Origin of the sequence: Acinetobacter sp. GG2, from assembly GCF_000292385.1 — a bacterium.
Lineage (GTDB): Bacteria > Pseudomonadota > Gammaproteobacteria > Pseudomonadales > Moraxellaceae > Acinetobacter > Acinetobacter seifertii.
Window position 1 is genome coordinate 26507 of sequence record NZ_ALOW01000036.1, and the last position, 26142, is coordinate 52648.

At 38.2% G+C, this 26142-nt stretch carries 25 protein-coding genes; 8 read left to right on the forward strand and 17 right to left on the reverse strand.

Going from position 1 to position 26142, the window contains the following annotated elements:
- The first annotated feature begins 49 nt into the window (after window positions 1-49).
- On the forward strand, window positions 50-859 hold the full coding sequence (locus tag B554_RS0111455; RefSeq protein WP_019458148.1) for a peptidoglycan DD-metalloendopeptidase family protein: 810 nt from the start codon (window positions 50-52) through the stop codon (window positions 857-859).
- On the opposite strand, the gene B554_RS0111460 is transcribed toward B554_RS0111455, so the two are convergent.
- Both B554_RS0111460 and B554_RS0111465 read right to left on the reverse strand, forming a co-directional pair.
- Complete coding sequence (locus tag B554_RS0111460) at window positions 856-1281, reverse strand: GNAT family N-acetyltransferase (protein WP_019458149.1); 426 nt, start codon at window positions 1279-1281, stop codon at window positions 856-858. The two genes, B554_RS0111455 and B554_RS0111460, sit on opposite strands and share 4 nt — an antisense overlap.
- A gap of 92 nt (window positions 1282-1373) precedes the next feature.
- Window positions 1374-1796 (reverse strand): OsmC family protein, encoded by a 423-nt coding sequence (locus B554_RS0111465; RefSeq protein ID WP_019458150.1) that lies wholly within the window; start codon window positions 1794-1796, stop codon window positions 1374-1376.
- Window positions 1797-2235: 439 nt separating this feature from the next.
- Between B554_RS0111465 and crp the strand changes: the two genes are divergently transcribed.
- Both crp and B554_RS0111475 read left to right on the forward strand, forming a co-directional pair.
- Window positions 2236-2943 carry a cAMP-activated global transcriptional regulator CRP gene (crp, locus tag B554_RS0111470; RefSeq protein ID WP_004702771.1) on the forward strand — a complete coding sequence of 236 codons (708 nt, stop codon included), beginning with the start codon at window positions 2236-2238 and terminating at the stop codon, window positions 2941-2943.
- Between the two features lie 159 nt (window positions 2944-3102).
- Window positions 3103-4152, forward strand: a complete 1050-nt coding sequence (locus tag B554_RS0111475) for an NADP(H)-dependent aldo-keto reductase (RefSeq protein WP_019458151.1) — start codon at window positions 3103-3105, stop codon at window positions 4150-4152.
- Window positions 4153-4207: 55 nt separating this feature from the next.
- Here the strand turns inward: B554_RS0111475 and B554_RS0111480 are convergent, their stop codons facing one another.
- The 6 genes from B554_RS0111480 to B554_RS0111505 all read right to left on the reverse strand — a co-directional run bounded on the left by B554_RS0111480 (window position 4208) and on the right by B554_RS0111505 (window position 10561).
- A complete protein-coding gene (locus B554_RS0111480) occupies window positions 4208-4987 on the reverse strand; it encodes a M48 family metallopeptidase (protein ID WP_019458152.1) in 780 nt (259 codons plus the stop codon).
- A 117-nt stretch (window positions 4988-5104) separates the two neighbouring features.
- On the reverse strand, window positions 5105-5422 hold the full coding sequence (locus tag B554_RS0111485) for a hypothetical protein (RefSeq protein WP_004702777.1): 318 nt from the start codon (window positions 5420-5422) through the stop codon (window positions 5105-5107).
- A 126-nt stretch (window positions 5423-5548) separates the two neighbouring features.
- A complete protein-coding gene (locus B554_RS0111490; protein WP_004702779.1) occupies window positions 5549-6868 on the reverse strand; it encodes an adenylosuccinate synthase in 1320 nt (439 codons plus the stop codon).
- Window positions 6869-6928: 60 nt separating this feature from the next.
- On the reverse strand, window positions 6929-8095 hold the full coding sequence (locus tag B554_RS0111495; protein ID WP_019458153.1) for an ATP phosphoribosyltransferase regulatory subunit: 1167 nt from the start codon (window positions 8093-8095) through the stop codon (window positions 6929-6931).
- A gap of 183 nt (window positions 8096-8278) precedes the next feature.
- Window positions 8279-9367, reverse strand: coding sequence for a hypothetical protein (locus tag B554_RS0111500; RefSeq protein WP_019458154.1), 1089 nt, complete (start codon window positions 9365-9367; stop codon window positions 8279-8281).
- A gap of 174 nt (window positions 9368-9541) precedes the next feature.
- Window positions 9542-10561 (reverse strand): type I glyceraldehyde-3-phosphate dehydrogenase, encoded by a 1020-nt coding sequence (locus B554_RS0111505; RefSeq protein WP_004702784.1) that lies wholly within the window; start codon window positions 10559-10561, stop codon window positions 9542-9544.
- 269 nt (window positions 10562-10830) lie between these two features.
- Between B554_RS0111505 and alaS the strand changes: the two genes are divergently transcribed.
- The 3 genes from alaS to csrA all read left to right on the forward strand — a co-directional run bounded on the left by alaS (window position 10831) and on the right by csrA (window position 15313).
- A complete protein-coding gene (gene alaS / locus B554_RS0111510; RefSeq protein ID WP_025465194.1) occupies window positions 10831-13467 on the forward strand; it encodes an alanine--tRNA ligase in 2637 nt (878 codons plus the stop codon).
- A 65-nt stretch (window positions 13468-13532) separates the two neighbouring features.
- Window positions 13533-14813, forward strand: a complete 1281-nt coding sequence (locus tag B554_RS0111515; protein ID WP_019458156.1) for an aspartate kinase — start codon at window positions 13533-13535, stop codon at window positions 14811-14813.
- Window positions 14814-15058: 245 nt separating this feature from the next.
- A complete protein-coding gene (gene csrA, locus B554_RS0111520) occupies window positions 15059-15313 on the forward strand; it encodes a carbon storage regulator CsrA (RefSeq protein WP_000906487.1) in 255 nt (84 codons plus the stop codon).
- A 71-nt stretch (window positions 15314-15384) separates the two neighbouring features.
- On the opposite strand, the gene rnhB is transcribed toward csrA, so the two are convergent.
- The gene (rnhB, locus tag B554_RS0111525) at window positions 15385-15951 is read right to left on the reverse strand and encodes a ribonuclease HII (RefSeq protein ID WP_004702791.1); all 567 of its coding nucleotides are present in this window, start codon (window positions 15949-15951) and stop codon (window positions 15385-15387) included.
- A gap of 67 nt (window positions 15952-16018) precedes the next feature.
- A complete protein-coding gene (locus B554_RS0111530; RefSeq protein ID WP_004702793.1) occupies window positions 16019-16396 on the reverse strand; it encodes a hypothetical protein in 378 nt (125 codons plus the stop codon).
- 238 nt (window positions 16397-16634) lie between these two features.
- Between B554_RS0111530 and B554_RS0111535 the strand changes: the two genes are divergently transcribed.
- The gene (locus tag B554_RS0111535) at window positions 16635-17189 is read left to right on the forward strand and encodes a cytochrome b (RefSeq protein ID WP_019458157.1); all 555 of its coding nucleotides are present in this window, start codon (window positions 16635-16637) and stop codon (window positions 17187-17189) included.
- Window positions 17190-17233: 44 nt separating this feature from the next.
- On the opposite strand, the gene B554_RS0111540 is transcribed toward B554_RS0111535, so the two are convergent.
- From B554_RS0111540 to B554_RS0111565, 6 genes are all read right to left on the reverse strand, one after another.
- Window positions 17234-18232: an adenosine deaminase gene (locus B554_RS0111540; RefSeq protein ID WP_019458158.1), complete on the reverse strand. Its 999-nt coding sequence runs from the start codon at window positions 18230-18232 to the stop codon at window positions 17234-17236.
- Window positions 18233-18343: 111 nt separating this feature from the next.
- Entirely contained in the window at window positions 18344-19663 is a 1320-nt protein-coding gene (locus B554_RS0111545) for an NCS2 family permease (protein ID WP_004702799.1), read from the reverse strand.
- Window positions 19664-19987: 324 nt separating this feature from the next.
- A complete protein-coding gene (locus tag B554_RS0111550) occupies window positions 19988-20215 on the reverse strand; it encodes a hypothetical protein (RefSeq protein WP_004702801.1) in 228 nt (75 codons plus the stop codon).
- A 368-nt stretch (window positions 20216-20583) separates the two neighbouring features.
- Entirely contained in the window at window positions 20584-22134 is a 1551-nt protein-coding gene (locus tag B554_RS0111555) for a flavin-containing monooxygenase (protein WP_019458159.1), read from the reverse strand.
- Window positions 22135-22156: 22 nt separating this feature from the next.
- A complete protein-coding gene (locus B554_RS0111560; RefSeq protein ID WP_019458160.1) occupies window positions 22157-22987 on the reverse strand; it encodes an SDR family NAD(P)-dependent oxidoreductase in 831 nt (276 codons plus the stop codon).
- 65 nt (window positions 22988-23052) lie between these two features.
- Window positions 23053-23970: a metal-dependent hydrolase gene (locus tag B554_RS0111565; protein WP_223861106.1), complete on the reverse strand. Its 918-nt coding sequence runs from the start codon at window positions 23968-23970 to the stop codon at window positions 23053-23055.
- 557 nt (window positions 23971-24527) lie between these two features.
- Between B554_RS0111565 and B554_RS0111570 the strand changes: the two genes are divergently transcribed.
- On the forward strand, window positions 24528-25250 hold the full coding sequence (locus B554_RS0111570) for a pirin family protein (protein ID WP_019458162.1): 723 nt from the start codon (window positions 24528-24530) through the stop codon (window positions 25248-25250).
- 58 nt (window positions 25251-25308) lie between these two features.
- Here B554_RS0111570 and B554_RS0111575 read toward each other — a convergent pair whose 3' ends face one another.
- Window positions 25309-25932, reverse strand: a complete 624-nt coding sequence (locus tag B554_RS0111575; protein WP_004702811.1) for a TetR/AcrR family transcriptional regulator — start codon at window positions 25930-25932, stop codon at window positions 25309-25311.
- Window positions 25933-26142: the final 210 nt, after the last annotated feature.

Sequence of the window (26142 nt, forward strand, 5' to 3'; positions counted from 1 at the left end):
AAGCTTACTGATATAATTTCTAGCATTCTTTTAGAAAATTATTGTCGCTATGTTGATAAAAAAACTTATTTCTACTTTGCTTTTTACATCAATACCTTTTTACTGCTTTGCCGAGCTTCCTCAAGACTCAAGAAGACCCGGTGGAATTGCAGTCGTTCCATTAACTGCCGATATTATTCAGGTCACTTTTCAACAGAAACCAGTTTTAATTAGTCAAGAAGGTCATCAACGTTATGCTGTCGTTGGTATTCCGTTGTCCACACCACTTGGCAGTGTTCAACTCAATACCAATAAAGCGCCTATTCCAATAGAAGTTAAGTCTTATCCTTATGCTGAGCAACGGATTAAAGTCAATAACCAAGACTATGTGAACCCTAATCAAAGTCAGTTAGATCGTTATGCTCAAGAAGCGAAAGAACAAAATGAAGTTTATAATTCTTTCACATCAAGTTCATGGCAAAGCTTACCCAAATTTATACGTCCCACTTCAGGGAAATTTACCAATTCTTTTGGAAGAAAACGCTTTTTTAATGGTGAAGAACGTGCACCTCACTCAGGTCTTGATATTCCAGCCCCTGTAGGTCAAAAAGTAATTGCACCAGCAGATGGCGTGGTCGTTCAGACAGGAAACTATTTCTTTAATGGCCAAACTGTATTAATTGCTCACGGCCAAGGCCTAGTCAGCATGTTTTGCCACTTAAGCTCAATCAAAGTAGAGAAAGGCCAACATATCCGCCAAGGAGAAACATTAGGTTTAGTAGGCAAAACAGGACGCGTGACAGGCCCTCATTTACATTGGGGCATGAGTCTTAATAATGCTCGAGTAGATCCGCAACTTTTTCTAAATACACCTCGTTAATTTAAAGCCTTACGAAAATACTTTGGCGCTTCAACATAACCTTCTTTTAGGTAAAACTGATGTGCCAAAGGTCTTTGTATTCCTGAATGCAATTCCATTCGATCAGAGCCACGTTGCCTTGCTAACCGCTCTGCTTCTTGCACAAGCAAATGCCCCACACCTTTACTACGCATATTCTCATCAACGCACAAATAGCAGATTTTGGCAAAATCTCCTTTTAAGGCAATTTGCGGAATAAAATAAAGCGATAAAACGCCATACACATTTAGATTGTCAGTTGCTACCAATGTAATTGCATTCGAGTCTTTACTTAATCTTTGAAATTGTTCCTGAACTACTTTTAAAGGCTGCGAGTATCCCATTTGCTCCAGCAAGTGACATATGGCCTCGGTATCTTGCGACTGTGCTAAACGGATATTCATCCAATATTCTCCTTAATATTTTTTGAATTATTCTTATCACAAAAAAAGCCAACATCACTGTTAGCTTTTCTTTTTCAGGCATTCATATGAAATTATGCAGCTTCAATAATCTCAAAATCGTGAGTAATTTCTACACCACCATCAGAAAGCATTTTACTCGCTGAACAATATTTTTCAGCTGATAGCTCTACTGCTTTTGCAACCTGTTTTTCTTTGACAGCTTTACCTGTTACCACAAAGTGCAAATGAATTTTTGTGAAAACCGCTGGAATTGCATCGGCACGCTCAGCTTTAAGCTGACATACGACATTCGTCACATTTTGACGAGATTTCTTTAAAATCGTCACAATATCAAACGAAGCACACCCACCAAGTCCCATTAATAGCAATTCCATAGGACGTGGTCCACGGTTTTCACCACCATACTCAGGTGAGCCATCCATGATGACACTATGTCCACTATCCGATTTCGCTTCAAAAGCAACATTCTCTAGCCAATGTACACTTGTTTGCATTGCAACTACCCAAAAAAAATTATAAATTTAAGCAGGGTCTGTTGACATTTCATCTATGGATTGCGTAATAGCTAAAAATTAATTCAAATAAAAACGCAAAACACAGACAAGGGCAATCCTTTGTCCAGTTTTGTAATAAAATTTGTTAAATTTCAGCCAAAATCTGAGGTGTGATTTAAGCATCTTAGAAGCAGCGCAAGACCAGATTTTTTGTGCGTTTCGTTGTTAAGCTCTATTTATTTAGAATGACTAAATTCCATAGTTCTTGCTTCGTAACGTCTAGAAAAATCGTCTTATGTCGCAACCATCTGTGAAATGTCAACAGGCCCTTGTTTTGTACACTAACATAAAATGAGTTGATAAGGAATTTCATCTCTTCTGTGTAATAGCTCATCTCGAGCCTGTGTGAATTGTTTACCCTATTCGGAACATATCAAGCATGACTTCAAATTTTTCACAACTCAGCACAGATGCTTTATCTCCGGGGCAACTACCTGAATCCGTTAAAGCATTGTTAAAGCGTGCTCACATCAACAGATATCCAAAACGAACCACAATTGTTGATGCCGGAACAGAGTCAAAATCTTTATATTTAATTTTAAAAGGCTCAGTTTCAATTATTTTGCGTGAAGATGACGAACGTGAAATTGTTGTGGCATATTTGAATCCTGGTGACTTCTTTGGGGAAATGGGGCTTTTCGAACCGAACCCTCAACGTACAGCTGAAGTCCGTACTCGTGATGTTTGTGAAATTGCTGAAATTTCATATGACAACTTCCACGAACTGAGCAAGCAGTATCCAGATCTTAGCTATGCCGTTTTTGCGCAACTTGTTCGTCGCTTAAAAAATACAACTCGCAAAATGACTGACCTTGCGTTCATTGACGTATCTGGTCGTATTGCTCGTTGCTTAATCGACTTATCTTCACAGCCAGAAGCAATGATCTTGCCGAATGGTCGTCAGATTCGTATCACTCGCCAAGAAATTGGACGTATTGTTGGATGTTCACGCGAGATGGTTGGTCGTGTATTGAAGACTTTAGAAGATCAAGGCATGATTCAAACTGATGGTAAAGCCATTCTCATTTTTGATGCTTCATTAGAAGAGAATTCAGTCACTGATGAAGACTATGATGATGAAGAATAAGTAATTACAATGATTTAATAAAAAGCAAACTTCGGTTTGCTTTTTTTATATGCAACAATGAGTTAATACACAAAACTTACAAACTATTCTAATTTTATGATTTAAGTTGAATACATATTTGCGATTAGGCTAACTCAAATTTCTCAAGGATTTCGATATATGCAATTTAACTCGCTTGGACACACTGGCATTAACCTTCCAGAAATTTGCTTAGGTACCATGACATTTGGTGAGCAAAACACTCAGCAAGAGGCTTTCGAACAACTCAATTATGCTTTAGAACACGGTCTTTATTTTTGGGATACAGCAGAGATGTATTCTGTACCACCCAAACCAGAAACATATGGCGCTACTGAAACTATATTAGGTCATTGGTTTGCACAGCATGGTCAACGCGATAAAGTATTCCTTGCTTCAAAAATTGCAGGTCCTGGCTTTGGTGGAACTCATATTCGAGAAGGCCATACCAAGTTCAATAGTGACCATATCTCACAAGCACTTGATGGCTCACTTAAACGATTACAAACTGATTATATTGATCTCTACCAACTGCACTGGCCTGAGCGTCATACTAACTTCTTTGGAACGCTCGCTTATGGCAATCAACAAGCACAAAATGATTATGACACGACACCCTTAGAAGAAACTTTACTTGCCCTTCAAAAAGAAATTAATCGTGGACGTATCCGTTATATCGGTTTGTCTAACGAAACACCTTGGGGCACCATGAAATTTTTACAGCTCGCTGAAAATTTAGGAATAAGTAAATTTGTAAGTGTACAAAATCCATATAGCCTGCTTAATCGTACTTATGAAATAGGTATGTCTGAGATTGCTAAATATGAAGGTGTAGGATTACTTGCTTACTCTCCTCTGGCTTTCGGTTATTTAACTGGTAAGTTTAGAAATGGTGCACGACCTGCGAATGCTCGCGTTACTCTATTTCCACGTTTCAGTCGTTATAGCAATCCACAAAGTGAATGGGCAACTGAACAATATGCACAACTCGCTGAAAAGCATGGTTTAAGCCTGACTCAATTGGCTCTAGCGTTTATTAAACAGCAGTTCTTTGTAACAAGTACAATTATTGGAGCAACCAACCTAGATCAGCTCAAAGAAAATATTCAGGCATTTGAAATTGATCTTTCACCAGAAATTTTACAGGGTATTGAAGCTATTCATATACAACAGCCTAACCCCGCTCCTTAAAATAAGAAACGGATGCTTAAGCATCCGTTTTTATATGAACTGAAAGTTTTAAAACTTACTTACGACCATTGTAAATCGCTAATGCAGCAGGTAAGTTTTTACGCATATCATTAATACGCTGTGAGTTAGATGGGTGAGTCGATAAGAATGATGAACCACCAGCACCTTCAAGCTTGTTCATTTTTTCCCATAATGTAATAGCTGCATTTGGATTATACCCAGCACGGGCCATTAACATTAAGCCACCTTGGTCAGCACGGCTTTCTAAACTACGTGAATATGGTAAGCCTACACCCACTTGCGAGCCTAACTGAGCAGCAGCAGTACCAAGCTGCCCCACATTATTACCCGCATAGCTTAATCCAATGCCTAAAGCTAAATCTGTGAGAGCTTGAGCACCAATTTTACTTTTCGCATGTTCTTCTAAAGCATGCGTCATTTCATGGCCCATAACAGCTGCAATTTCGGCATCGGTCAGGTTCAATTTATTGACAATGCCTGTATAAAACACCACCTTGCCACCTGGTGCAACGTAAGCGTTAACCGTATCTGATTTCAGTACAGCCAACTGCCAACTAAATGGCTGACCTGTTTGGTTCATTTGGTTCGCATAAGGTCTCAAACGGTTAAAAACAGCATTAATACGGCTATAGGTACTTGAACTTGTATCTAAAGTCCCTTTACCACGCGCTTCCTGCACCATTTGATTAAAACCTTGTGCAGATTGCGCATTTAGTGTTGCAGTATCTGCACCAGCCATGTCTGCTACTGTTGCACAACCAGAGATTGTTACCACACTCGCAGCACATAAACTTAAAAAGAGTTTTTTATTCATCAACATGGATCACCTAAATCGTTAAAAAAACTGTTTATTCTTTTGCACTAATTATAAGAAATAGCACACAAGCTTTGAATGTCTCATTTCTTCACGATCATAGTATTTATGTAAAGATCAAGTCGATAAAGTCATCAAATAAATCCAGAAAATTAAACAAATTATGTTTAAGCCCAAATATACATGACTTAAGGTCTTAACTTTTTCCTCAAGAGTAGGACTTTTCCTTTTCCACAGCAAATAGCTATTTTGTATGAGTACGACAGGAATGAGCACACATGCGAACAATACGGACAAGCTCATAAAGGCAGTCATAAAGAAATCTTGATTATAATTTTGCCCATAGATGACTAACATTGCTAATGTAGGCGAACCACCAATAGCAAACAAAAAAGAATAAAACATCGTTTTTGAAATAGCTGGCTGTAATTTCATTTGAGTTCATCATCCATGATATAACCTATGTCTATGTTGTAATCTGAATTAGACAAAACAGAAACTGCACTTTAGTCGGATATAAAAAAAGCCCCCTTTTCAGGAGGCTTTTATCATCTTTGCAAATTAAGCAGAGAACGGATGACGTAAAACAATTGTTTCTGCGCGGTCTGGACCAGTTGAAACGATATCAATCGGACATTCGATTAATTGTTCAATACGTTTCACATAAGCCAAAGCATTTGCAGGTAATTGGTCAATGCTAGTTAAACCAACAGTTGACTCACTCCAACCTGGCATAGTTTCATAAATTGGTTTCAAGCATTCAAAAGAAACCGCATCAGAAGAGCCTACGCAACCTGAATCAGTATTTTCATAACCTACACAGATTTTTACTTCTTCTAAACCATCTAAAACGTCAAGTTTAGTTAAGCAAATACCTGAAAGTGAGTTAACGTCTACAGAACGACGTAGGATTTCGGCATCAAACCAACCACAACGACGTTGACGACCAGTAGAAGCACCAAATTCATGACCTACAGTGCCGAGGTGTTTACCAATTGCATCACCAGAGTCAGTTGCAGCATCGTAAACCAATTCAGTTGGGAATGGGCCAGCACCTACACGTGTCGTATAAGCTTTAGTAATACCCAATACATAATCAAGATGTAAAGGACCCATACCAGAACCCGAGCTTACGCCACCAGCCGTTGTATTTGAGCTAGTCACATACGGGTAAGTACCGTGGTCGATGTCTAGAAGTGAGCCTTGAGCTCCTTCAAACATCACAGCTTTACCTTCTTTACGGTAGTCATGCAATACTTTAGTCACATCAATCACTAATGGAGCAAGAACTTCACGCCATTGGTTGCAAAGAGCCAATACATCTTCAAATTTAACAGCTTCTACACCGTAGAACTGAGTTAACTGGAAGTTATGTAACTCAAGCATTTCTTGAAGTTTCTCTTCTAGCGCTGCACCACCACGAACAAGGTCAGCAACACGCACTGCACGGCGAGCTACTTTGTCTTCGTACGCAGGGCCGATACCACGACCTGTAGTACCAATTTTAGCGTTACCACGTTTCTTCTCACGAGCCTGATCAAGAGCAATGTGGTTAGGCAAAATAAGTGGACAGTTTGGAGAAATGCGTAGACGTTCCTTAACTGGAACACCTTCAGCTTCCAAAATTCCCATTTCTTCAATTAGTGCTGCTGGTGAAAGCACCACGCCATTACCAATTAAGCACAATACGTTTTCACGTAAAATGCCTGATGGAATGAGGTGCAATACAGTCTTTTTACCACCTACGACAAGAGTATGACCTGCGTTATGTCCGCCTTGATAACGTACTACCGCAGCCGCTTGATCTGTGAGCAGGTCGACGATTTTACCTTTACCTTCGTCGCCCCATTGGGTACCAAGTACCACAACATTTTTGCCCATAATAGCCTCATTACATCATGCTGTTAAAATTGGAAACCATCAGTAAAATACTGTTGGCGTTTAAATCTTTTCAATATTCCATTGTCCATTTTGCAACACCAATTGATGTGTGGCATATGGAATAGAAGTTAAATCATCATTACCTAACAATTGAACCACACGTAAGCCTTGTGAACGTGCATTTGCAATTGCTTTAAGCAAATCTGTATCTGTACCTTTAGGTGCAACTACTGTTTCAATCTCAGCGAATTGATTTGCACCTAATGCATATAAATCACAACTAAAACCAGTAGCAGGACGCGCACGACCAAAGTGCTCACCAATACCGTCATAGCGACCACCCTGAGCTAAAGGTGCAGCACGGTTTGGTGCATAAACTGCATACATCAAACCAGTGTGATAGTGGTAGCTACGAAGTTCAACAACGTCAATTCCGACGTTCAGTGCTGGCCAACGATTTTTAATTTGGTCAAGTGTTGTTTTAAGTGCATCTAATGCTGCTTTAAATTCAGCATCTTGTAATATGTTTGCACTTAAATTTGCCTGTAGTGCATCTAAATCACTTGAATAGCGACCAAGCGCATAAAAATCAGAACCCATATTTAGGTTTTGAGTAAATTCTGCTAACTCTGGCAATGCTTTTCTTTGGTATAGATCAGACAGCTCATGTTCTTCATTTTTTGACAGACCAGCGTACTTTACTAGACTACGGAACAAACCTACATGGCCCAAATCTAGATGAGCGCCTTGTAAAGTATAAATGTTCTCAATTAGCCCCAGCATAACATCGACCATTTCGACGTCAGCTTCGATACTATCGTGGCCATATAGCTCTGCACCCAATTGCAAAGGTGCACGAGTTGCATTGAAATTTTGTGGTTTTGTATGTAATACAGTCCCTGCATAACAGTAACGTGCAACACCTTCAACGGGTCTTACATGTGCATCAATACGTGCAACTTGCGGTGTCATGTCAGCACGGATGCCAAGTAAACGGCCTGAAAGCTGGTCAATGACTTTAAAAGTTACTAAATCCAAGTCTTGATTTAATTCTGATAATGAAGACAACGATTCGATGTATTCGATAAATGGTGTATATACCAGTTGATAACCTCTTACTGCGAGGAAATCGATAGCTTCACGGCGAAGTTTTTCAATGACTTGCGCCTGTTCCGGCAATACATCTGCTACCCCGTCAGGCAGCAACCATGTCTCTGAAATGGTCATATTTCAAGCCTAAAATCTGATCAACGTGGAACGACCCCACATAAAAAAATCGGGAACACACCCGATTTCTCTTAGTGTAGCATGATACTTTGTGCCATGCACCTTACAATTTGCATAAATCTTTCTGAATAAACTCTAAAGTCAAAAAGAAGATTTAAACAATTAATAATAACATTCAATATCTTACTGCGCTTTGCTTATATCATAATCAAAAGTTCTTCGACCAAAGAATGGGCCAATATCTGAACTATCACCTTGTTTCCAATTAACCAAATTTAGCTTTTGAATAGCTTGAGCTGCTTGGGTATTAAAAGCAAAACAACCTTTTTCAAGACTTGCTATTTTTAACTTTTGTCTGAAAGCAATTAATGAATGTACTTCATTAAGCGGGTTATCATCGACAGAATACAGATGAGACTTTTCATAGGCCAAACTTCTATCAGCATCCCATAAACTGCTTGATACAAAATCCATAGAAGCAGACTGGTCATTATTATTTCCCAGCGCACTTTGAATATCGCCTGTTTCCAAGTTTTCTAAAACAGTTAAGTTATAGCCATACCACTGCGAGTTTAGAAGCCTAAAATACTTTTTATCTGTACCTAAGTTATTATATCTTTCTCCGACTGACTGTTTTGTCTGACTAAAAGAAGGATTTGAATTAAAACTAGATATATAAGAAATATAAGATTGATTCCATTGAGTTTCTTTTAAACGATAGCAATAGCTACCTTTTGGGAAGGTAACATTTTTATAATTTCGATAGAAGTCAATTAAACTTTTATCAAGCTGATTATGAAGTCCTGTATCTAAATTCTTATTTTCTTTATAGCCTGGCAATACTCGATCAAAGATTTTTTCACCATCTATTTTAACAATTTCAAAATTTAAGTTTTGTTTTAAACTTGGTGTTAGCTCATAAGTCCAACTACTAGGTGTTAACCTTTTTACAATGTTTGTTTGTAGTGTCCCCTTATTTAAAACTTTCTGTTCTGTTAAAAGTTCTTTTTCTAGTGGTTGGTTATGTGACTTTGCAAAAAATATTTCATTATTTTGAATAGGATATTTAGCTATTTCAAAATAATCACTATAAATCTCAGAAGAGATATCCGAAGGTTGATAATACACTTGATAAATCGCGGTATCTTTTTCTAAATTACTGTCAGTTTGACCATTCGTATCTTGATCCAAACCTTCACCAGTACATGCAGTTAAAATAATAGTAGATGTGATAATTAAAAAACCACTTATTCTTTTTGAGTTAAATTTCATATGAACTCTATAGTTAAAATTTTAATGTTTGCGAATCATACAAATAGAAATAGTCACATACAACACCAAAACTAAATTTTTATTTTCAAGTATTTCTATTAGAGATTTATATTAACCATTAAAAAAAGGATATTAAGTTAACTTAATATCCTTAAAATATTTAAATATATATATTCAAAAAGAATTGCACAAATCTAATAATCGATTTGCATAACCCCATTCGTTATCGTACCAAGCAAATACTTTAGCTTGATGCCCCACAACCATAGTTTGAGTTAAATCAACAATAAGTGAATAAGGTGAATGATTAAAATCGCTTGAAACTAGCGGTTCATCAGTTACTGCCATAATTTCTGCATAATCTGTTTGAGACGCTTTAATCAGCAACTCATTAATATGATGAACAGTAATTGGTGATTGTGCGATAAACGTTAAATCAATTGCAGCCACATTAATGGTAGGAACTCGAATTGAGTAACCATCAATACGGTCTTCCATTTTCGGCATTACACGTTTTAATGCGCCAAGAGCACTAGACGTAGTGGGAATAATATTTTGCCCAGAAGCTCTAGCACGACGTAAATCACGATGTGCATGATCAAGTACAGACTGGTCTGCTGTTACTGCATGAATTTCGGTCATGAGCGCAGTTTCAATACCAAATGCATCATCAATAATTTTTACTAATGGCACTAAAGCCTGCGTAGTACATGACACACTAGATATGATTTGATCAGTTGCTTTTACATCGGCATGGTTAACACCATAGACAATTGCAGCATCGACATGGTCAAAAGGTGCTGCCCCAATAATGACCCGCTTCGCCCCTGCTTCTAGGTGGCGTGTTGCATCAGCATGAGAACGGAACAATCCAGTACATTCGAGTACAACATCAATTTGCAAGCTTGCCCACGGCAAAAGTTCTGGTTGTTTTTGCTGAAGAACTTCAACTTTCAGATTTCGCTGGTTTGATTGAATATTTAAATAAATCTTTTCATTTTCAATAGCTATGTCAACTTTGCCATTAAAACGGCCATGGGTTGTATCATACTTGAATAAATGCACTAGTGTTTGTACATCTGCTATATCGTTAATCGCCACGATTTCAAAATGAAATTGTTTCGGGCTTTCAAACCAAGCACGTAAAACATTACGTCCAATCCGGCCAAACCCATTAATGGCGATACGTTGCATGACCTATCCTTATCTACAAAACCAGAAACGAAAGAAGGCATATAGTAAAACACGTGAAGGCTAATTGAATATAGATTTTTAGCCAAATCACAGTTTTGTAAGATATTCCCTCTAAAATCGTTGGTTCGGTGGGGTTTTTCCGTTACAATTTAGCGTTTTTTAAAAATAAGCCCCGTATCACATGCAAGATTTGTGAACAAACAAACTTGTAGTGATGCTTTTAGCCAAATTCGAAAATATGGAGTGACTTGGTTGTGAGTACTCGTTTAATGACATCTGCTGAAATTCGTGAAGCATTTTTGCGCTACTTTGAAACGCAAGGGCATACACGTGTCGCGTCGAGTTCTCTTGTTCCTGCCAACGACCCAACTTTATTATTTACAAATGCTGGGATGAACCAGTTTAAAGACTGTTTTTTAGGTCTTGAGAAACGTGACTATGTACGTGCCACAACATCACAAAAATGTGTACGTGCAGGCGGTAAACATAACGATTTAGATAACGTCGGCTATACAGCTCGTCACCATACATTCTTTGAAATGTTAGGTAACTTCTCATTTGGTGACTATTTCAAACGTGATGCGCTTAATTTTGCTTGGGAATTTTTAACCAGCGAACAATGGCTTGCTTTACCGAAAGACCGCTTATATGTAACGGTTTACCACACCGATGACGAAGCTTACGACATCTGGAATAAAGAAATTGGTTTAGCGCCAGAGCGTATTATCCGTATTGGTGATAACAAAGGCGAAAAATACGCTTCAGATAACTTCTGGGCAATGGGTGATACTGGTCCATGTGGCCCATGTTCTGAAATTTTCTTTGACCACGGTGACCACATTTGGGGTGGTTTACCTGGTTCTCCTGAAGAAGATGGCGACCGTTTCATTGAAATCTGGAACAACGTTTTCATGCAGTTCAATCGTACTGCTGATGGCGTGCTTCACCCTCTTCCAGCTCCATCTGTAGATACAGGTATGGGCTTAGAGCGTATTTCTGCTGTATTGCAACATGTTAATTCAAACTATGATATTGACCTGTTCCAACACTTATTAAAAGCTGCTGCAAACATTATTGGTATTGAAGACGAAGGTCAGCCTTCTTTACGTGTCGTTGCAGACCATGCACGTTCTTGCTGTTTCTTGATTGCTGATGGTGTAAACCCAAGCAATGAAGGCCGTGGCTATGTACTTCGCCGTATTATCCGTCGTGCTGTTCGTCATGGTAACAAGCTTGGTGCAACTGGTACGTTCTTCTACAAAATGTTGCAACCTTTAATCGAAGTTATGGGTGATGCGTACCCAGAACTTGCAGCACGTAAAGACGTGATTGAAGCAACTTTAATTCGTGAAGAAGAACAGTTTGCTAAAACACTTGAGCAAGGTTTAAAACTACTTGAAGGTGAACTTGCTCAGTTAAAAGACAAAACTATTCCTGGTGCGACAGTATTTAAACTTTACGACACTTACGGCTTCCCAACAGACTTAACGGCTGATATTGCACGTGAACGTGGCTTTATTATTGATGAAGCTGGTTTTGAAGTTGAAATGGCTGCACAGCGTCAACGTGCACGTGATGCTGGTAAGTTTGCAGTTGACTATAACAACATTGTAAAAGTTGAAGGTGAAACTCAATTTGATGGTTATATCAACACAACTGGTCAAGGTGAAATTGTAGCGATCTATAAAGATGGCGTACAAGTTGATGAAGTTTCTGAAGGTGACGAAGCTCTTATCGTTTTAAACCAAACTCCTTTCTATGCAGAAAGTGGTGGTCAGATTGGTGATACGGGTATCTTCAAAAACGAAACTGGTATTTTTGAAGTTCAAGACACCAAAAAGTCAGGCGGTGCTTTTGTTCATCAAGGTATTGTGACTGTTGGTAACCTCAAAGCAAATCAAAATGTAGAAGCGATTGTTAAAGCAGACATTCGTGAGGCTACTGCACGCAACCACTCAGCAACTCACTTGTTACATGCTGCCCTTCGTCAAATCTTAGGTTCACATGTACAACAAAAAGGTTCTTTAGTTGCAAGCGACATCTTACGTTTTGACTTTGCAAATGACCAACCTGTTTCATTTGAACAATTACAACAAGTTGAACGTCTCGTAAATGCTGAAGTTATCGCCAACACTCCAGTGACGACTGAACTTCTTGACATTGAAGCCGCGAAAGCAAAAGGCGCAATGATGTTGTTCGGTGAAAAATATGGCGATGAAGTACGTGTACTCTCTATGGGTTCAGTCATTGATGAGAAGAACTTCTCAATTGAACTTTGTGGTGGTATTCACGTAAAACGTACAGGTGATATTGGTTTATTCAAAATCACTTCTGAAGGTGGTGTAGCTGCTGGTGTACGTCGTATTGAAGCAGTAACTGGTACTAAAGCGTTAGAAGTGGTACAAAAAGCTGATAATGATATTCAGCACATTAATAGCTTACTAAAAGCACAGAAAGACCAAACAGTTGAGCGTGTTCAAGCTAATGTGGAATTGGTTTCTGCATTACAAAAGCAGATTGAACAACTCAACCAGAAATTGGCAAACTTCCAAGCGGCTGACTTGATTGATCAGGTACAAACGATTGCTGATCGTCAAACGCTTATCACTACTGTTCAAGGTGTTGATGCAAAAGCGCTTCGCAACTTGCATGACAGTGTGAAATCAAAATTAGAGAATGCAGTGATTGTGTTAGCAGGTGTAGAGGGTGACAAGGTCAGCCTGCTTGCATCAGTCGCGTCGCAATACACTGCAAATCTAAAAGCAGGTGACATCATCAAACATCTAGCAACTGAGTTAGGTGGTAAAGGTGGTGGTAAACCTGACTTAGCACAAGGTGGCGCGCCACTTAACGAGAAGTTTGGACAAGTTATTGCAGCATTGCCTGCTTGGCTTGAACAAAAATAAGACTTCACTTTTTGTGTAACTGACCCTGAAAAGCCTCTCAGGGTCATGGCTTATATGGAACAACTATGGCATTAATCGTTCAAAAATATGGCGGTACTTCTATGGGTACCCCCGAGCGCATTTTAAATGTTGCTCGTCGTGTGAAGCGTTGGCATGATCACGGTCACAAGGTTGTTGTGGTCGTATCTGCAATGAGTGGTGAGACAAACCGCTTACTTGCCCTCGCTAAAGCCATTATCGAAACACCTGACCCACGTGAGTTAGACCAAATGGTTTCAACCGGTGAACAGGTGACGATTTCCATGTTAGCTATGGCACTTAATTCGATTGGTGTGGAAGCTAAATCCTATACCGGACGTCAAGTCGGTATTAAAACTGACAGTGCATTTACCAAGGCGCGTATCGAGTCTATTGATACAGATGTCATGACCAATGACCTAGATGCAGGCCGTGTTATTGTGGTTGCTGGTTTCCAAGGCTTTGATGCAAATGGAAATACCACAACACTAGGCCGAGGTGGTTCAGATACTTCTGGTGTTGCTCTTGCTGCTGCTTTAAAAGCTGACGAATGTCAGATTTATACCGATGTAGATGGCGTTTACACCACTGACCCTCGTGTTGCTCCTAAAGCCAAAAAAATCGACCGTATTTCTTTTGAAGAAATGCTAGAAATGGCATCATTAGGTTCTAAAGTTTTACAAATTCGCTCAGTAGAGTTTGCTGGGAAATATCAAGTTCCTTTACGTGTATTATCAAGCTTTGATAATGACAACGATGGCGTTTTTGACGACGAATTTAAAGAAAATGTAGGTACACTCATTACGACTGAGGCGGAAGACAATATGGAACAGCCAATCATTGCAGGTATTGCTTTTAACCGTGACGAAGCAAAATTAACGATTTTAGGTGTGCCTGATGAACCAGGTATTGCTTCTAAAATCTTATCACCAGTAAGTGATGCCAATATCGAAGTCGATATGATAGTGCAAAATGTTGAAGAAGATGGCACAACAGATTTCACTTTCACTGTAAACCGTGTTGATTTAGCGAAAGCTGAAAAAATCTTAAACGAAACTGCTAAAAATATTGGCGCGCGTGAAGTTTCAACACGTGATGACATCGTTAAAGTATCTATCGTTGGTGTTGGTATGCGTTCACACGCAGGTGTAGCGAGCAAAATGTTCACTGCCCTTGCTGATGAAGGCATTAACATCCTTATGATTTCAACTTCTGAAATTAAAGTTTCTGTCATTATTGATGAGAAATACCTTGAACTTGCAGTTCGTTGCCTACATACCGCATTTGGTTTAGACCGCGAACATGGTGAAAGCAGCGCCCGCGCTTAATTTTACCAAACGGTCAAGAATTCATTAAAAAATGTTTACTTGTCCGACAATAATCAAAGAAAACACAGAGCCGCTATAGTTTTTTTTATAGCGGCTCTGTTATATTAAACGGAAAGTTTTTTGGCAGTGATTATCAAAATATGACTTTGTTCTCATATTTCTGTTAGAATCTGACTGAAAACTGAGGTTGAGCTTTTATTTGGGTACCAATATTGCAGTTTTAAGCGTTTAGCAAGGAGATAAACATGCTGATTCTGACCCGCCGTGTCGGGGAAACATTAATGATTGGGGATCAAGTCAGTGTTACTGTGCTTGGCGTCAAAGGAAACCAGGTTCGAATTGGTGTGAATGCGCCAAAAGAGGTTTCTGTTCATCGCGAAGAAATTTATCAACGTATTCAACATGAACGTGCAATGCATGAACACCTTCAACATCTTGATCAAGATTATCAAGTTTCATATGAAGATGATAATTATGCACAGAAAAACTTCAATCGTTAGTATGAAGTTATTCTCTCCCTAATTAAAGCGACTTTCTAGTCGCTTTAAATTTTTTTTGGGAGTATATAAATTTATAGTCCTAATGCACGTTTTACTGGTGCATAACTACGACGGTGTTGATCGATCACCCCGTGAGCTGCAATCGCTTCAAAGTGTGCTTTTGTTGGATAGCCTTTATGTTTGGCAAATCCAAATAATGGATACTGTTGATCTAATTCTGCCATTTGGCGATCACGTGTGACTTTTGCCAAGATACTGGCAGCACTAATTTCGGCGTGGCTCGCATCTCCACCAACAATTGCTTCACAAGGAATAATGATTCCTTTGGGAATTTGGTTGCCATCTACAATAACTTTTTCAGGCAGTGTTTTAAGGCCGTCCACTGCTCGCTTCATTGCTAGAAATGTTGCTTGTAGGATATTTAGCTCATCAATTTCTGCATGCGTCGCTTCCGCAATTGACCATGCTAAAGCTTTTTCCTGAATTTCAATAAACAACTTTTCACGTTTTTTTTCAGTTAATTTTTTAGAATCGTTTAGTCCTAAAATCGGATTTTCCGGATCTAAAATAACAGCTGCGGCAACAACCGACCCCACTAATGGGCCTCGCCCCGCCTCATCTACACCTGCAACGAACATGTATACTCCAATGAAAAAAAGAGGCCGATCAATATGAGTCAGCCTTCTTTGAAAATTAAATTATTAATTACTTTTGTAAAGCTTCAGCCACGCAAGCATTTACAGTATTAGAAACGACTTGGGTTACTATTGTTGCACGTGCAGCTGGGTCAAGTGCAGCAGTAGCCAAATCAACTGCAGTAACACTGTTTGGTGCCTTTTCACTTACGCAGCCACAAACATTAGTTTGAATACTATCACGTTGTTCAGCCGTCATAAGCTTTGTTGCTGTTTTCCATGCAGGAACATTATTAATTTCTGTAATACATTTCGCATTTACAGCAACTTTCAATGCAGCCATACCTAACTGTTGAGTTGTAGTTTCTGCAGAACCTGCTCCAGGCGTGGTTGCACATGCAGTTAAAGCTAAAACAACTGGTGCCACAGCAAGCATCAATTTTTTCATCATTTTTCCTTTGATCGAACGTAAGCAGCGCGTATTTTGCCTAAACTCGTGCTTAGAAGAAACAAATAAATTGATGCATTTATGCAATCTAATTTTCCTACACTCCAGTTTGATTTAATCATGTGCTTCAGCTAAATCGTTCTGTTTATAGTACGCTCCGTTACGAGAACAACATTTCTCAAAAATACTGCTTTACCATAAAATCTAGCGCTAAAATGACAAAAAATTAGGGTCTTTTATGCCTGCCTCATCCTCTCAATACTACACCCGCACTGCACAGATTTTGCATTGGGTTATGGCAATCATTTTCATTACGGCTTGGGTGATTGGTTTCTACAGTGGAAATTTTTTAAGTTACGACACTAGTACCATTAAAGGTGATGTCATTACACTGCATAAAAACATTGCCACAACCATTATCTTTTTAGTGGTTATTCGCCTTTTCTGGCGTTACACCCATCCAGCCCCAAAGTTGCCCGACACCATGTCACCAACAATGAAAACTTTGGCTCACATTGGACATTTATTACTCTATGTGATTTTAGTGGCGCTACCTATTACTGGCTGTTTATTTAGCTGGAGTGCAGACCACCCTGCTCCAGTTTTATATTTATTTGATATTCCACGTTTAGTTCAAAAAAATGATGAACTTTTAGCTATCGTTAAACCATTACATATTTATATTTCATGGTTTGCAGGCCTGCTTATTGTTGGACATGTTCTGGCAGCTTTAAAACATCACTTTGTGGATAAAGACAATGTTTTAAACAGCATGACCAAACAACCTAAATAAATTCAATATTAAAAAAAACCGCCTATTAAAGGCGGTTTTTTTATTTAGATTTTTTGGATTTCTGAAATCCACTTTTGTTTATCTTCATCTGAAATGAAAGAGGCTTCAAAAGAGTTAATTGCGAGTTGCTTCAACTCATCATTACTTAAATCTAAGGCTTGCTGAATAGCAACGAAGTTATCATTCATATATCCACCAAAATATGAAGGATCATCCGAGTTAACAGTCACGTGTACGCCTTTTTGCAACAGACGACGGATATTGTGATCTTTCATATCCTTAACAACACATAGCTTTAAGTTACTTAAAGGGCAAACGGTTAATGGCATTTTTTCATTAATTAAACGAGCCATTAATTGTTCGTCTTCTTCAGAACGCACGCCGTGGTCAATACGGTTTACTTTAAGCAAGTCCAAAGCTTCCCATACATATTCAGGTGGGCCTTCTTCGCCTGCGTGAGCCACGATTAAGAAGCCTTCTTCACGTGCCTTAGCAAAAACACGTTCAAATTTAGCTGGTGGATGACCTACTTCACTTGAATCAAGCCCTACGGCAATAATGTCTTCTTTAAACGGTAAAGCTTGCTCAAGCGTTTCAAATGCAGCTTCTTCGCTTAAATGACGCAAGAAACACATAATGAGCTGAGAGCTAATACCAAATTTAGCTTTTGCATCAGCACATGCACGTTTAAGTCCATTGATTACTGTCGCAAAAGCAACACCACGGTCAGTATGGGTTTGCGGGTCAAAGAACATTTCTGTATGAACGACACGATCTTCTGCACATTTCTCAAAATATGCCCATGCTAAATCATAAAAATCTTGCTCATGAACAAGAACATTTGCACCAGCATAGTAAATATCTAGAAATGATTGAAGATTATGAAAGTTATAAGCTTGCTTTACTTCTTCAACAGATTTGTAAGGAATCTGAATCTGATTACGCTGTGCAATAGCAAACATTAATTCAGGTTCAAATGTCCCTTCAATATGCACATGCAACTCGGCTTTTGGTAAGGCCTGAATCAGCTCGACTTGATTCATATTAACTCCACATCTAAAGAAAAAAGGGTGTGGTAACACACCCTTCAATAACTTCCTTCTTATATAACGATTACGAAATATAGTTCTAGAAGGAAATTATAAAAAATCGTATTAACCGCCAAAAGCGATAAATTTAAATACCCAAAGAGCAGCAATAATCCACACCATGTATGGAACAGTTTTTGCCTTACCTGTGAATAGTTTAACTAATGCATAGCTGATAAAGCCCATTGCAATACCATCTGCAATTGAATACGCGAATGGCATAAATACAATCGTTAAAAAGGCTGGAACAGCTTCTGTAATATCATCCCAATCAATGTGCGTGATCCCTTGGATCATAAGTACACCGATAAATAATAAAGCTGGGGCTGTTGCAAAACCTGGCACAGATTGAGCAAGAGGAGCTAAAAATAAACAGCAGATAAATAAAACAGCAACAACGACTGCAGTTAAACCAGTACGCCCACCTGCCGCTACACCTGAAGCTGATTCGATATATGGCGTAGTTGATGAAGTACCTAATGCTGCACCAGCAACAATAGCCGTAGAGTCAGCAAATAATGCTTTTTTCAAACGTGGTAATTTACCATCTTTTAAAAGCCCTGCGCGGTGTGAAACGCCAACCAAAGTACCCGTACTGTCAAACAAGTCAACAATGAAGAATACGAAGATGACACCGACCATACTTGCAGTAAACAGGCCTTTAAAGTCCATTTGCATGAATGTTGGTGCAATTGAAGGGATTTGACCTACTACACCTTTAAATTGATTCAAGCCTAAAGCGGTCGCAATTGCTGTAACGACTAAAATACTAATAATGATGGCACCGCGAACTTTAAGCTGATGTAAAACTACAATCAATAAAAATCCAAATAAAGCCAACAACACTGTAGGCTGTTTAATATCACCCAAACCTACCAATGTCGCTTGATTGGCAACAATAATGCCGGCATTTTTTAGCGCAATAAGTGCAAGGAATAAACCAATACCCCCGCCTATCGCAAATTTAAGCGACATTGGAATTGCATTGACAATCGCTTCACGAACTTTAAAGAAGCTAATAGCAAGAAAGACAATTCCTGAAACAAAAACAGCTGCTAAAGCCGTCTGCCATGGCACTCCCATGCCCATACATACCGAATAGGTAAAATAAGCGTTAAGCCCCATGCCCGGTGCCAATGCAATTGGATAATTGGCAATAATACCCATCACTAAACAACCGATTGCTGCCGCCAAACAGGTTGCAACGAATACGGCGCCATGATCCATGCCGGTTTCAGATAAAATGAGTGGATTGACAATGATGATGTAACACATCGTTAAAAACGTAGTTACACCAGCAAGAACTTCTGTTCGAAACGTGGTTTTATTGTCGCTTAACTTAAATAAACGCTCTAACCAGCCTGCCGAAGAATTGGGCGCCGCCATAAGTAGCCTCTATGCAAAATCTGAGCTGTGGAATATGTACTTCTATGTAGGTATCTGAGCAATCTTGTTTTTCTGATCAGATCTCTAAACAAAAACCTCAAATAGATGAAGCAACAAATATGCCACTCATTTGAATTTTGATTTCATACATAGAAAATAGACACAGCCCCTCTTGAAACACAAAAAAGCTGCATAACCCCTATGCAGCTTTTTTACTATACGTTAAATAAGTTTAACAGATTCAATCGCAACATGATCAAAATTTATGAAAAGATATGACCAATGACAGTCTTTTTTTAAAGCAAATTACAACAACAGTTTTGACTAGAAAAAAACTTTTTTATCACTGAGATAGTTTTGCAAAGTATAAGAAGCTAAATTGCTATGACTAACACGATTAGGATTTCGCTCAATCGTTTGCAAATTTTTTTCTGCTTCTTGAATAATTCGCATAAGTTCTTGGTGTTTTTTATTTTGGCTATCTAAATACGCCCAATACCCTAATACAAACACGATACTCACACACAACACTATTAATACTTTATTGATCATTATTATTATCTCTATGTTTTTAATGTTAATGATCTTAACAAAAAATAACCAGTTTGTGAATACTTTCACATTTATTTACAATAATTACCAATCACTCAAGCTATTGATATAAAAAATATTTTCTAATTTACAATTTTAAAAAAGCTTAAAAAGGAAACTTTTCACTTAAAAATTCATTTTTAAAAATCACTATATTTTTTTATTAAAAACTTATATACACTGCTTTCCCTCTTTTATTTTTAAGTATATTTAAATTTATTTTTCAATTTAACTTCACTATATTATTGATTGAATTTTAATTTATTTATTCAATTCCCAAATAATAAAAAGCCCATTTCAATCAATCAAAATGGGCATTTATAAATTAATTAACCGACAATTTTTTCAACTTTAGGTTTTGCCTTTATCAAATCAGCCTCATACACCACTTCATATTCTTCTAACTTTAAATGTTTTAAACGCTGTCTAAGTTTTTTCAAAGACCATGGCCATGCGGCAAAATTACGGCCATTAGCATCGAGATAGTAACTTTTACATCCGCCACTATTAAATACAGTGGTTTGCAGATGTTTTTGTACAAGCTCATTATGCTTTTTAATCACTTCTGACTTAACGGAAAGTTTAGCAATGCCCTTTGCCTTCATTTGTAGCAAACCATCAACAATATATTGCAGTTGTGCTTCAGCAAGACCAATAAAGGAGTCGTAAACCAACACATTAGGTCCTAGCATAAGAAATGCATTCGGCACATTTTCAATATTGGTACCTAAGTAAGCTTCTGGTGAAGAGTCTTTCCAAAGATCAGCCAAACATTGTCCTTGCTCATTGTGTACACGTTTACCAATTGGTGGATGAGACACTTCAAAACCCGTGCCCCAAATAATCACATCAACTTCGTGACGTTCACCATTGGCAGCAATAACAGTATTGCCTTCAACTTTAACCAGACCATGTGGAATAAGTGTAGTGTTAGATGCCTGTAACGCTGGATAGTAGTTATTGGCAAATAAAATACGTTTACAACCAATATCAAAATTAGGTGTTACGTTTTGACGTAGAACCGGATCTTTAATTTGCAACTTTAATAGTTGTTTCGCAGCAAAATTGACAGGCTTTAAAGCTTTTGGATTGCGTAAGCCAAAATTAATGACATTTAAAGTACCCGCCACAGTCTGTCGCCAAGTCGCTTGAATAGCTGGATACTTAGCAATGACGGATTTACTTAACTCACCCAAGTCGGTATCTGGTTTTGGCAGTACCCAAGGTGCTGTACGCTGGAACACAAACAGCTCTTTTGCTTTAGGTTGGATTTGTGGCACAAACTGGATGGCAGATGCACCAGTACCAATCACGGCAATGCGTTTACCAGTTAAATCATAATCATGGTTCCATTTCGCTGAATGGAACATTTCACCAGTAAAAGTATCTAAACCCTCAAGACGTGGTATCTGAGCTTCAGTAATTGGACCAGTAGCAAATAGGACTGTTTTAGCGATATATAAACCAGAGCTTGTCTCGAGTTTCCAGACATTTTCTAGACTGTCCCATTCTGCTTTTAATAGTTCAGTATTAAATTCAATTAAGGATTCAATATCAAACTCACGGCTTACATCTTCTAAGTAACTTAAGATTTCCGGTTGGCGTGCAAATAAGTGACTCCATTTTGCACTTGGCGCAAAGGAGTAAGAATAAAGCGATGATGGAACATCACAACCACAACCCGGATACGTGTTTTCACGCCAAGTACCACCGACGCGGCTCGCTTTTTCAATAATTTTAAAATTGGTTAAGCCTGCTTCATTTAGCTTAATTGCAGCAGCTAAGCCAGAAATACCTGCACCGACAATAAAAGTGTCATAAATATGTGCAACTTCTTGGGTTTTACGTGTACGCGTATTTGTTCTAGGTTTAGTGACCATAATTTTCTGCCTATACAAAATTTTATTTAAATAACTGATACGAAAGCCCAAGGAACTTTGCATATAGCGTTGGTGACGTTCTTTTCATAAGCCAGAATAATTTGGCGTCGATCTGTGGCGTGGTATAGAGCTGCCCTCGATCTAATCGGTTCAATGTTAATGTTGCAACTGCATCACTGGTGGTCATGGCATAATTCATGAGTGCATGATCTGCAAGTTTTGAATAGCGCCCTGGAATACGACCATTTTTAATGATATTTGTCGGAACCAAAGTCGGGCACAGCACATTCACTTTAATATTGAATTTGCGAAGCTCAGCTGAAAGGGTTTCTGATAATGCCAATACACCCGCTTTCGTTACGTTATAGACACTCATTTCTGGTGCTGCAGTATAAGATGCGGCTGAAGCTACATTAATAATTGCGCCGTAACCTAATTTTTTGAGCTTTGGCACAAATGCATGACAACCATGAATAACACCCCATAGGTTTACATACATACACCACTTCCAGTCTTCCAAGCTCATTTCATCAAATTTGCCGCCTAGACCTACGCCAGCATTATTAATAATCAGTGTTACCGGATGCTCTAATAATTGCTCTGCTTGATCAGCCAAAACCTGTACTTGTTCTGCTTGTCCAACATCGCACTTGACTGCAAAAGCTTTTTGTCCAAGCTGTTCAACTAACTTTACGGTTTCTTCAGCAGCTTCTAAATTAATATCCGCACATACCACGTTGCCACCGCGTTTTGCCAATTCAAGTGCAAAGCTACGGCCAATTCCACTCCCTGCCCCTGTCACAACAGCATATGCGTTTCGGCTAGGCTGGTCTTTCTTACCAAATAGAATCATAGTAAATCCTAAAAAACTTTAGGGAGACGGCAGTAATTTGGGTATTACTGCGCTGACCAACAGCCTTATGAAACTGCACGAACTGGTGGAGTAAATTCCTTCACAAAGTAAGGTGCAATTGCACCGCCCTCGTTAAGTAATTTCTTTTTGTAGTACTCAAGGTATTGAGTTGTGTCATGATCATTTGGATGAAAGCTTGGACGTAAATAATCCAGAATCTGGCCAACGGTGCTACCGAATACGCCATCTTTTGGACTAAAAATTAAGTTGACGCCACGACGTGCATCTTTCCAAAATTTTCTGGTTAGCATTTCTTGTGGCTTACGCAGTACAGGCACAAATAATGTTGCGGTTGGAATAAGCCCTAAAATGGTAATGAAAGCCATTAGAAAACCTGTTGCACGCAATGGATAGTTACCGTTCAAAACCTGATAGACATCATAAGCAATATCTTTGTGCTCAGACTCTTCAAGCATATGCCACATCCATAACGCTCGGCTTTTCGCATCGTCGGTATAATAAAAGTTCTTTTCATGCTTCATCATGTATTCAGCGAGAACTGCCGTAAAGTGCTCAATGCCTGCCATAAGTGAAAGCTTTAATGGCTGTGGGAATTTTAAAAACACATATTTAAAAAAGTTTTCACCTAAGAAACGATATAAATCGACCGGATATTCCAGCTCTTTAATTGCATCATTGAATTCATTATGCAATTTTGAATGGATAGCCTCTTGACCAATAAGAGAAGTAACACGCTGTTTTAAAATCGGATCTTGAATAAATTCACGGTGATGGCGAGCAGTTTCGATGACAAGATCTTCACCATAGGTCAAAAAAACCGAAAGCGTTGCAAAGAACAAAGTTGCAAACTGATTGTTGACGTAAAACTCGATATCAATTTCTTTGCCATCAAATCCGATATTTAGATGGCGGATTGGGATAGATCCTTTATTTGAAAAGTCTATCTTTTGATACTGAGCCATAACTGATTTAGGAGAAATAATATTTCGGATAGCTTGAGCGACCATTTTTTGACACCCTATAAAATTTGTTAAATACAAGGCAGCGTCGAATCAAACAGGTAAAGTTGTCTTTAAATTATTTCTTGCAATCTTTAACTGCTCTAGAACAAAAATTTGCTCGGTTACATCTGCCTTGCCATGTTTTATGAACTTAAGCGAGGTTAAATTCACCAAATCAGGTTAAATAGTGCGCTTGATGCATTACTCGAACAAGGACAAAAAAAGCCAACCCACATTGAAACTTTTTGCCAATTTAAATATTTTTTGATTATTTCAAACGACTTATATAAGCTAATATTATTCATAACGATTTAAATAAAGGACACTTGTCCTAAAATGATAAAAAGATGGCTTAAAAAGATAATAAATGAAACATTATGCCTATTTTTTATAGTATATCATTTTAATACTTCAGCGTTCCAAAAATCACACCAAGCTTTCTGTTTTTAGAGCTTCATTGCATAAATGAAAACGATAAACTGCATTCAGAGAAAAAAATTGAATGAGGATAATAAATCATGTTTGATATGCGTTTATCTCATGAGCGTGGTGCAGCACATCATGGCTGGTTACAGTCAAAACACACGTTTTCATTTGCAAATTATTGGGACCCGAAACAAGTAGGCTTTTCAGATTTGCTTGTGATTAATGATGATACTGTTGCTCCATCGAAAGGTTTTGGTACTCACCCTCACCGCAATATGGAAATTATTTCTTATGTGCTTGAAGGTGCGTTAGAACATAAAGATTCAATGGGTACAGGTTCGGTGATTGTGCCTGGTGATATTCAATTAATGAGCGCAGGTCGTGGTGTTGCTCATAGTGAATTTAACCACTCTGCACAAGAAAACGTGCACTTCTTGCAAATTTGGGTTGTTCCAAACGAAGTGAACACCACACCGGGCTATCAACAATTGCATATTTCCGAGCAAGACAAACGCGGTAAATTGCACTTGATGATTTCGCCAAAAGGTGACGAAAAAACTTTGTCGATCAAACAAGACATTAATATTTATTCAGGTCTTTTTGACGGTGAAGAAACAGCTGAGTTTGCAATTCCAGAAGGACGCTATGTTTACCTACATGTGGCAAAAGGCCGTATTGATGTAAACGGTAAAACCTTTAACACGGGTGATGCTGCGCGAATTCGTGATGGAGGCAAGTTATCATTTACTAATGGTGATAATGCTGAAATTCTGATTTTTGATATGCGTCCGGAAGAAGTTCCAACCATGCCATAATCAACAAAACACCTGCATAGTTATATGCAGGTGTTTTTTTATATATTGAAATTAAAAACTATGAATGTTCTTCCGAGCGTGCCATTTCAGTATTGATATAACTCATGATCATAGTGGTTAACCCTTGCACCATTTCATCAAAACTAATAAATGGGTTAGGTAAAATAAGATGTCTTGCTACGTTAAAAATACCGCTATTTATACAAATGTAAGTAATGACAGGTAAGTTATTAATTTTTAAATATTTTGGATTATGCATCATATACTTCATGATGACTTCCATTAAAGCCTGTTCAATTTTTGGAATATATTTATCGTATTGCAACTCACCTGCATAACGTAAAACGGTTAAGTAACGGTCATTATTCTTCTTTAACAAATCACTAAATGTATAAAAGATCATTTCGATAACAGGCTCTAACTCCAACTCTAGAATTGTAGGAGTTAACTCTTTAATCATATCGAGAATTTCACTCACAAAGTAGTGATTCATCGCATCATAAATTTCTTCTTTATTTTTAAAATACTCATAAAGTGACCCAACACTCACACCTGCAATTTCTGCAATATGACGTGTAGTGGTACCACTTGGTCCATGCAATGCTACTGCAATAAAACCTGCTTCAATAATAGTATCGACAGTAACCTTGGCTCGTGCCTGACGGGGTTTTCGCGTAGACATATTTTCTTATAAATAATCCGAACATAAGCTCAGGTTAGCATGTAATTTAGCCCTACCCTAATAAAAAAACAAAATCCGAATACTTGTCAAATTTCATGATGCAATTTCTTTAGAGGTATCGCAAAACATAGTTATGAGTTCTTTTATTAATAGGTAATTACTTTTAAAGGAAACTAAAATATTTAAATAAAAATCAATGTATTAATAAAA

Bases quoted from the DNA above. Each gene is read 5' to 3' on its own strand.
- rnhB (WP_004702791.1), bottom strand. From the start codon at position 15,951: ATGTTCGTTGCAGGTGTAGATGAGGCGGGGCGAGGCCCATTAGTGGGG.
- B554_RS0111490 (WP_004702779.1), bottom strand. From the start codon at position 6,868: ATGGGCAAAAATGTTGTGGTACTTGGTACCCAATGGGGCGACGAAGGT.
- B554_RS0111515 (WP_019458156.1), top strand. From the start codon at position 13,533: ATGGCATTAATCGTTCAAAAATATGGCGGTACTTCTATGGGTACCCCC.
- B554_RS0111530 (WP_004702793.1), bottom strand. From the start codon at position 16,396: ATGAAAAAATTGATGCTTGCTGTGGCACCAGTTGTTTTAGCTTTAACT.
- B554_RS0111575 (WP_004702811.1), bottom strand. From the start codon at position 25,932: ATGTCTACGCGAAAACCCCGTCAGGCACGAGCCAAGGTTACTGTCGAT.
- B554_RS0111465 (WP_019458150.1), bottom strand. From the start codon at position 1,796: ATGCAAACAAGTGTACATTGGCTAGAGAATGTTGCTTTTGAAGCGAAA.
- B554_RS0111550 (WP_004702801.1), bottom strand. From the start codon at position 20,215: ATGATCAATAAAGTATTAATAGTGTTGTGTGTGAGTATCGTGTTTGTA.
- B554_RS0111480 (WP_019458152.1), bottom strand. From the start codon at position 4,987: ATGAATAAAAAACTCTTTTTAAGTTTATGTGCTGCGAGTGTGGTAACA.
- B554_RS0111455 (WP_019458148.1), top strand. From the start codon at position 50: ATGTTGATAAAAAAACTTATTTCTACTTTGCTTTTTACATCAATACCT.
- crp (WP_004702771.1), top strand. From the start codon at position 2,236: ATGACTTCAAATTTTTCACAACTCAGCACAGATGCTTTATCTCCGGGG.
- B554_RS0111570 (WP_019458162.1), top strand. From the start codon at position 24,528: ATGTTTGATATGCGTTTATCTCATGAGCGTGGTGCAGCACATCATGGC.
- B554_RS0111555 (WP_019458159.1), bottom strand. From the start codon at position 22,134: ATGGTCACTAAACCTAGAACAAATACGCGTACACGTAAAACCCAAGAA.
- B554_RS0111495 (WP_019458153.1), bottom strand. From the start codon at position 8,095: ATGACCATTTCAGAGACATGGTTGCTGCCTGACGGGGTAGCAGATGTA.
- B554_RS0111540 (WP_019458158.1), bottom strand. From the start codon at position 18,232: ATGAATCAAGTCGAGCTGATTCAGGCCTTACCAAAAGCCGAGTTGCAT.
- B554_RS0111535 (WP_019458157.1), top strand. From the start codon at position 16,635: ATGCCTGCCTCATCCTCTCAATACTACACCCGCACTGCACAGATTTTG.
- B554_RS0111475 (WP_019458151.1), top strand. From the start codon at position 3,103: ATGCAATTTAACTCGCTTGGACACACTGGCATTAACCTTCCAGAAATT.
- B554_RS0111560 (WP_019458160.1), bottom strand. From the start codon at position 22,987: ATGATTCTATTTGGTAAGAAAGACCAGCCTAGCCGAAACGCATATGCT.
- B554_RS0111565 (WP_223861106.1), bottom strand. From the start codon at position 23,970: ATGGCTCAGTATCAAAAGATAGACTTTTCAAATAAAGGATCTATCCCA.
- B554_RS0111505 (WP_004702784.1), bottom strand. From the start codon at position 10,561: ATGCAACGTATCGCCATTAATGGGTTTGGCCGGATTGGACGTAATGTT.
- B554_RS0111460 (WP_019458149.1), bottom strand. From the start codon at position 1,281: ATGAATATCCGTTTAGCACAGTCGCAAGATACCGAGGCCATATGTCAC.
- B554_RS0111485 (WP_004702777.1), bottom strand. From the start codon at position 5,422: ATGAAATTACAGCCAGCTATTTCAAAAACGATGTTTTATTCTTTTTTG.
- alaS (WP_025465194.1), top strand. From the start codon at position 10,831: ATGACATCTGCTGAAATTCGTGAAGCATTTTTGCGCTACTTTGAAACG.
- csrA (WP_000906487.1), top strand. From the start codon at position 15,059: ATGCTGATTCTGACCCGCCGTGTCGGGGAAACATTAATGATTGGGGAT.
- B554_RS0111500 (WP_019458154.1), bottom strand. From the start codon at position 9,367: ATGAAATTTAACTCAAAAAGAATAAGTGGTTTTTTAATTATCACATCT.
- B554_RS0111545 (WP_004702799.1), bottom strand. From the start codon at position 19,663: ATGGCGGCGCCCAATTCTTCGGCAGGCTGGTTAGAGCGTTTATTTAAG.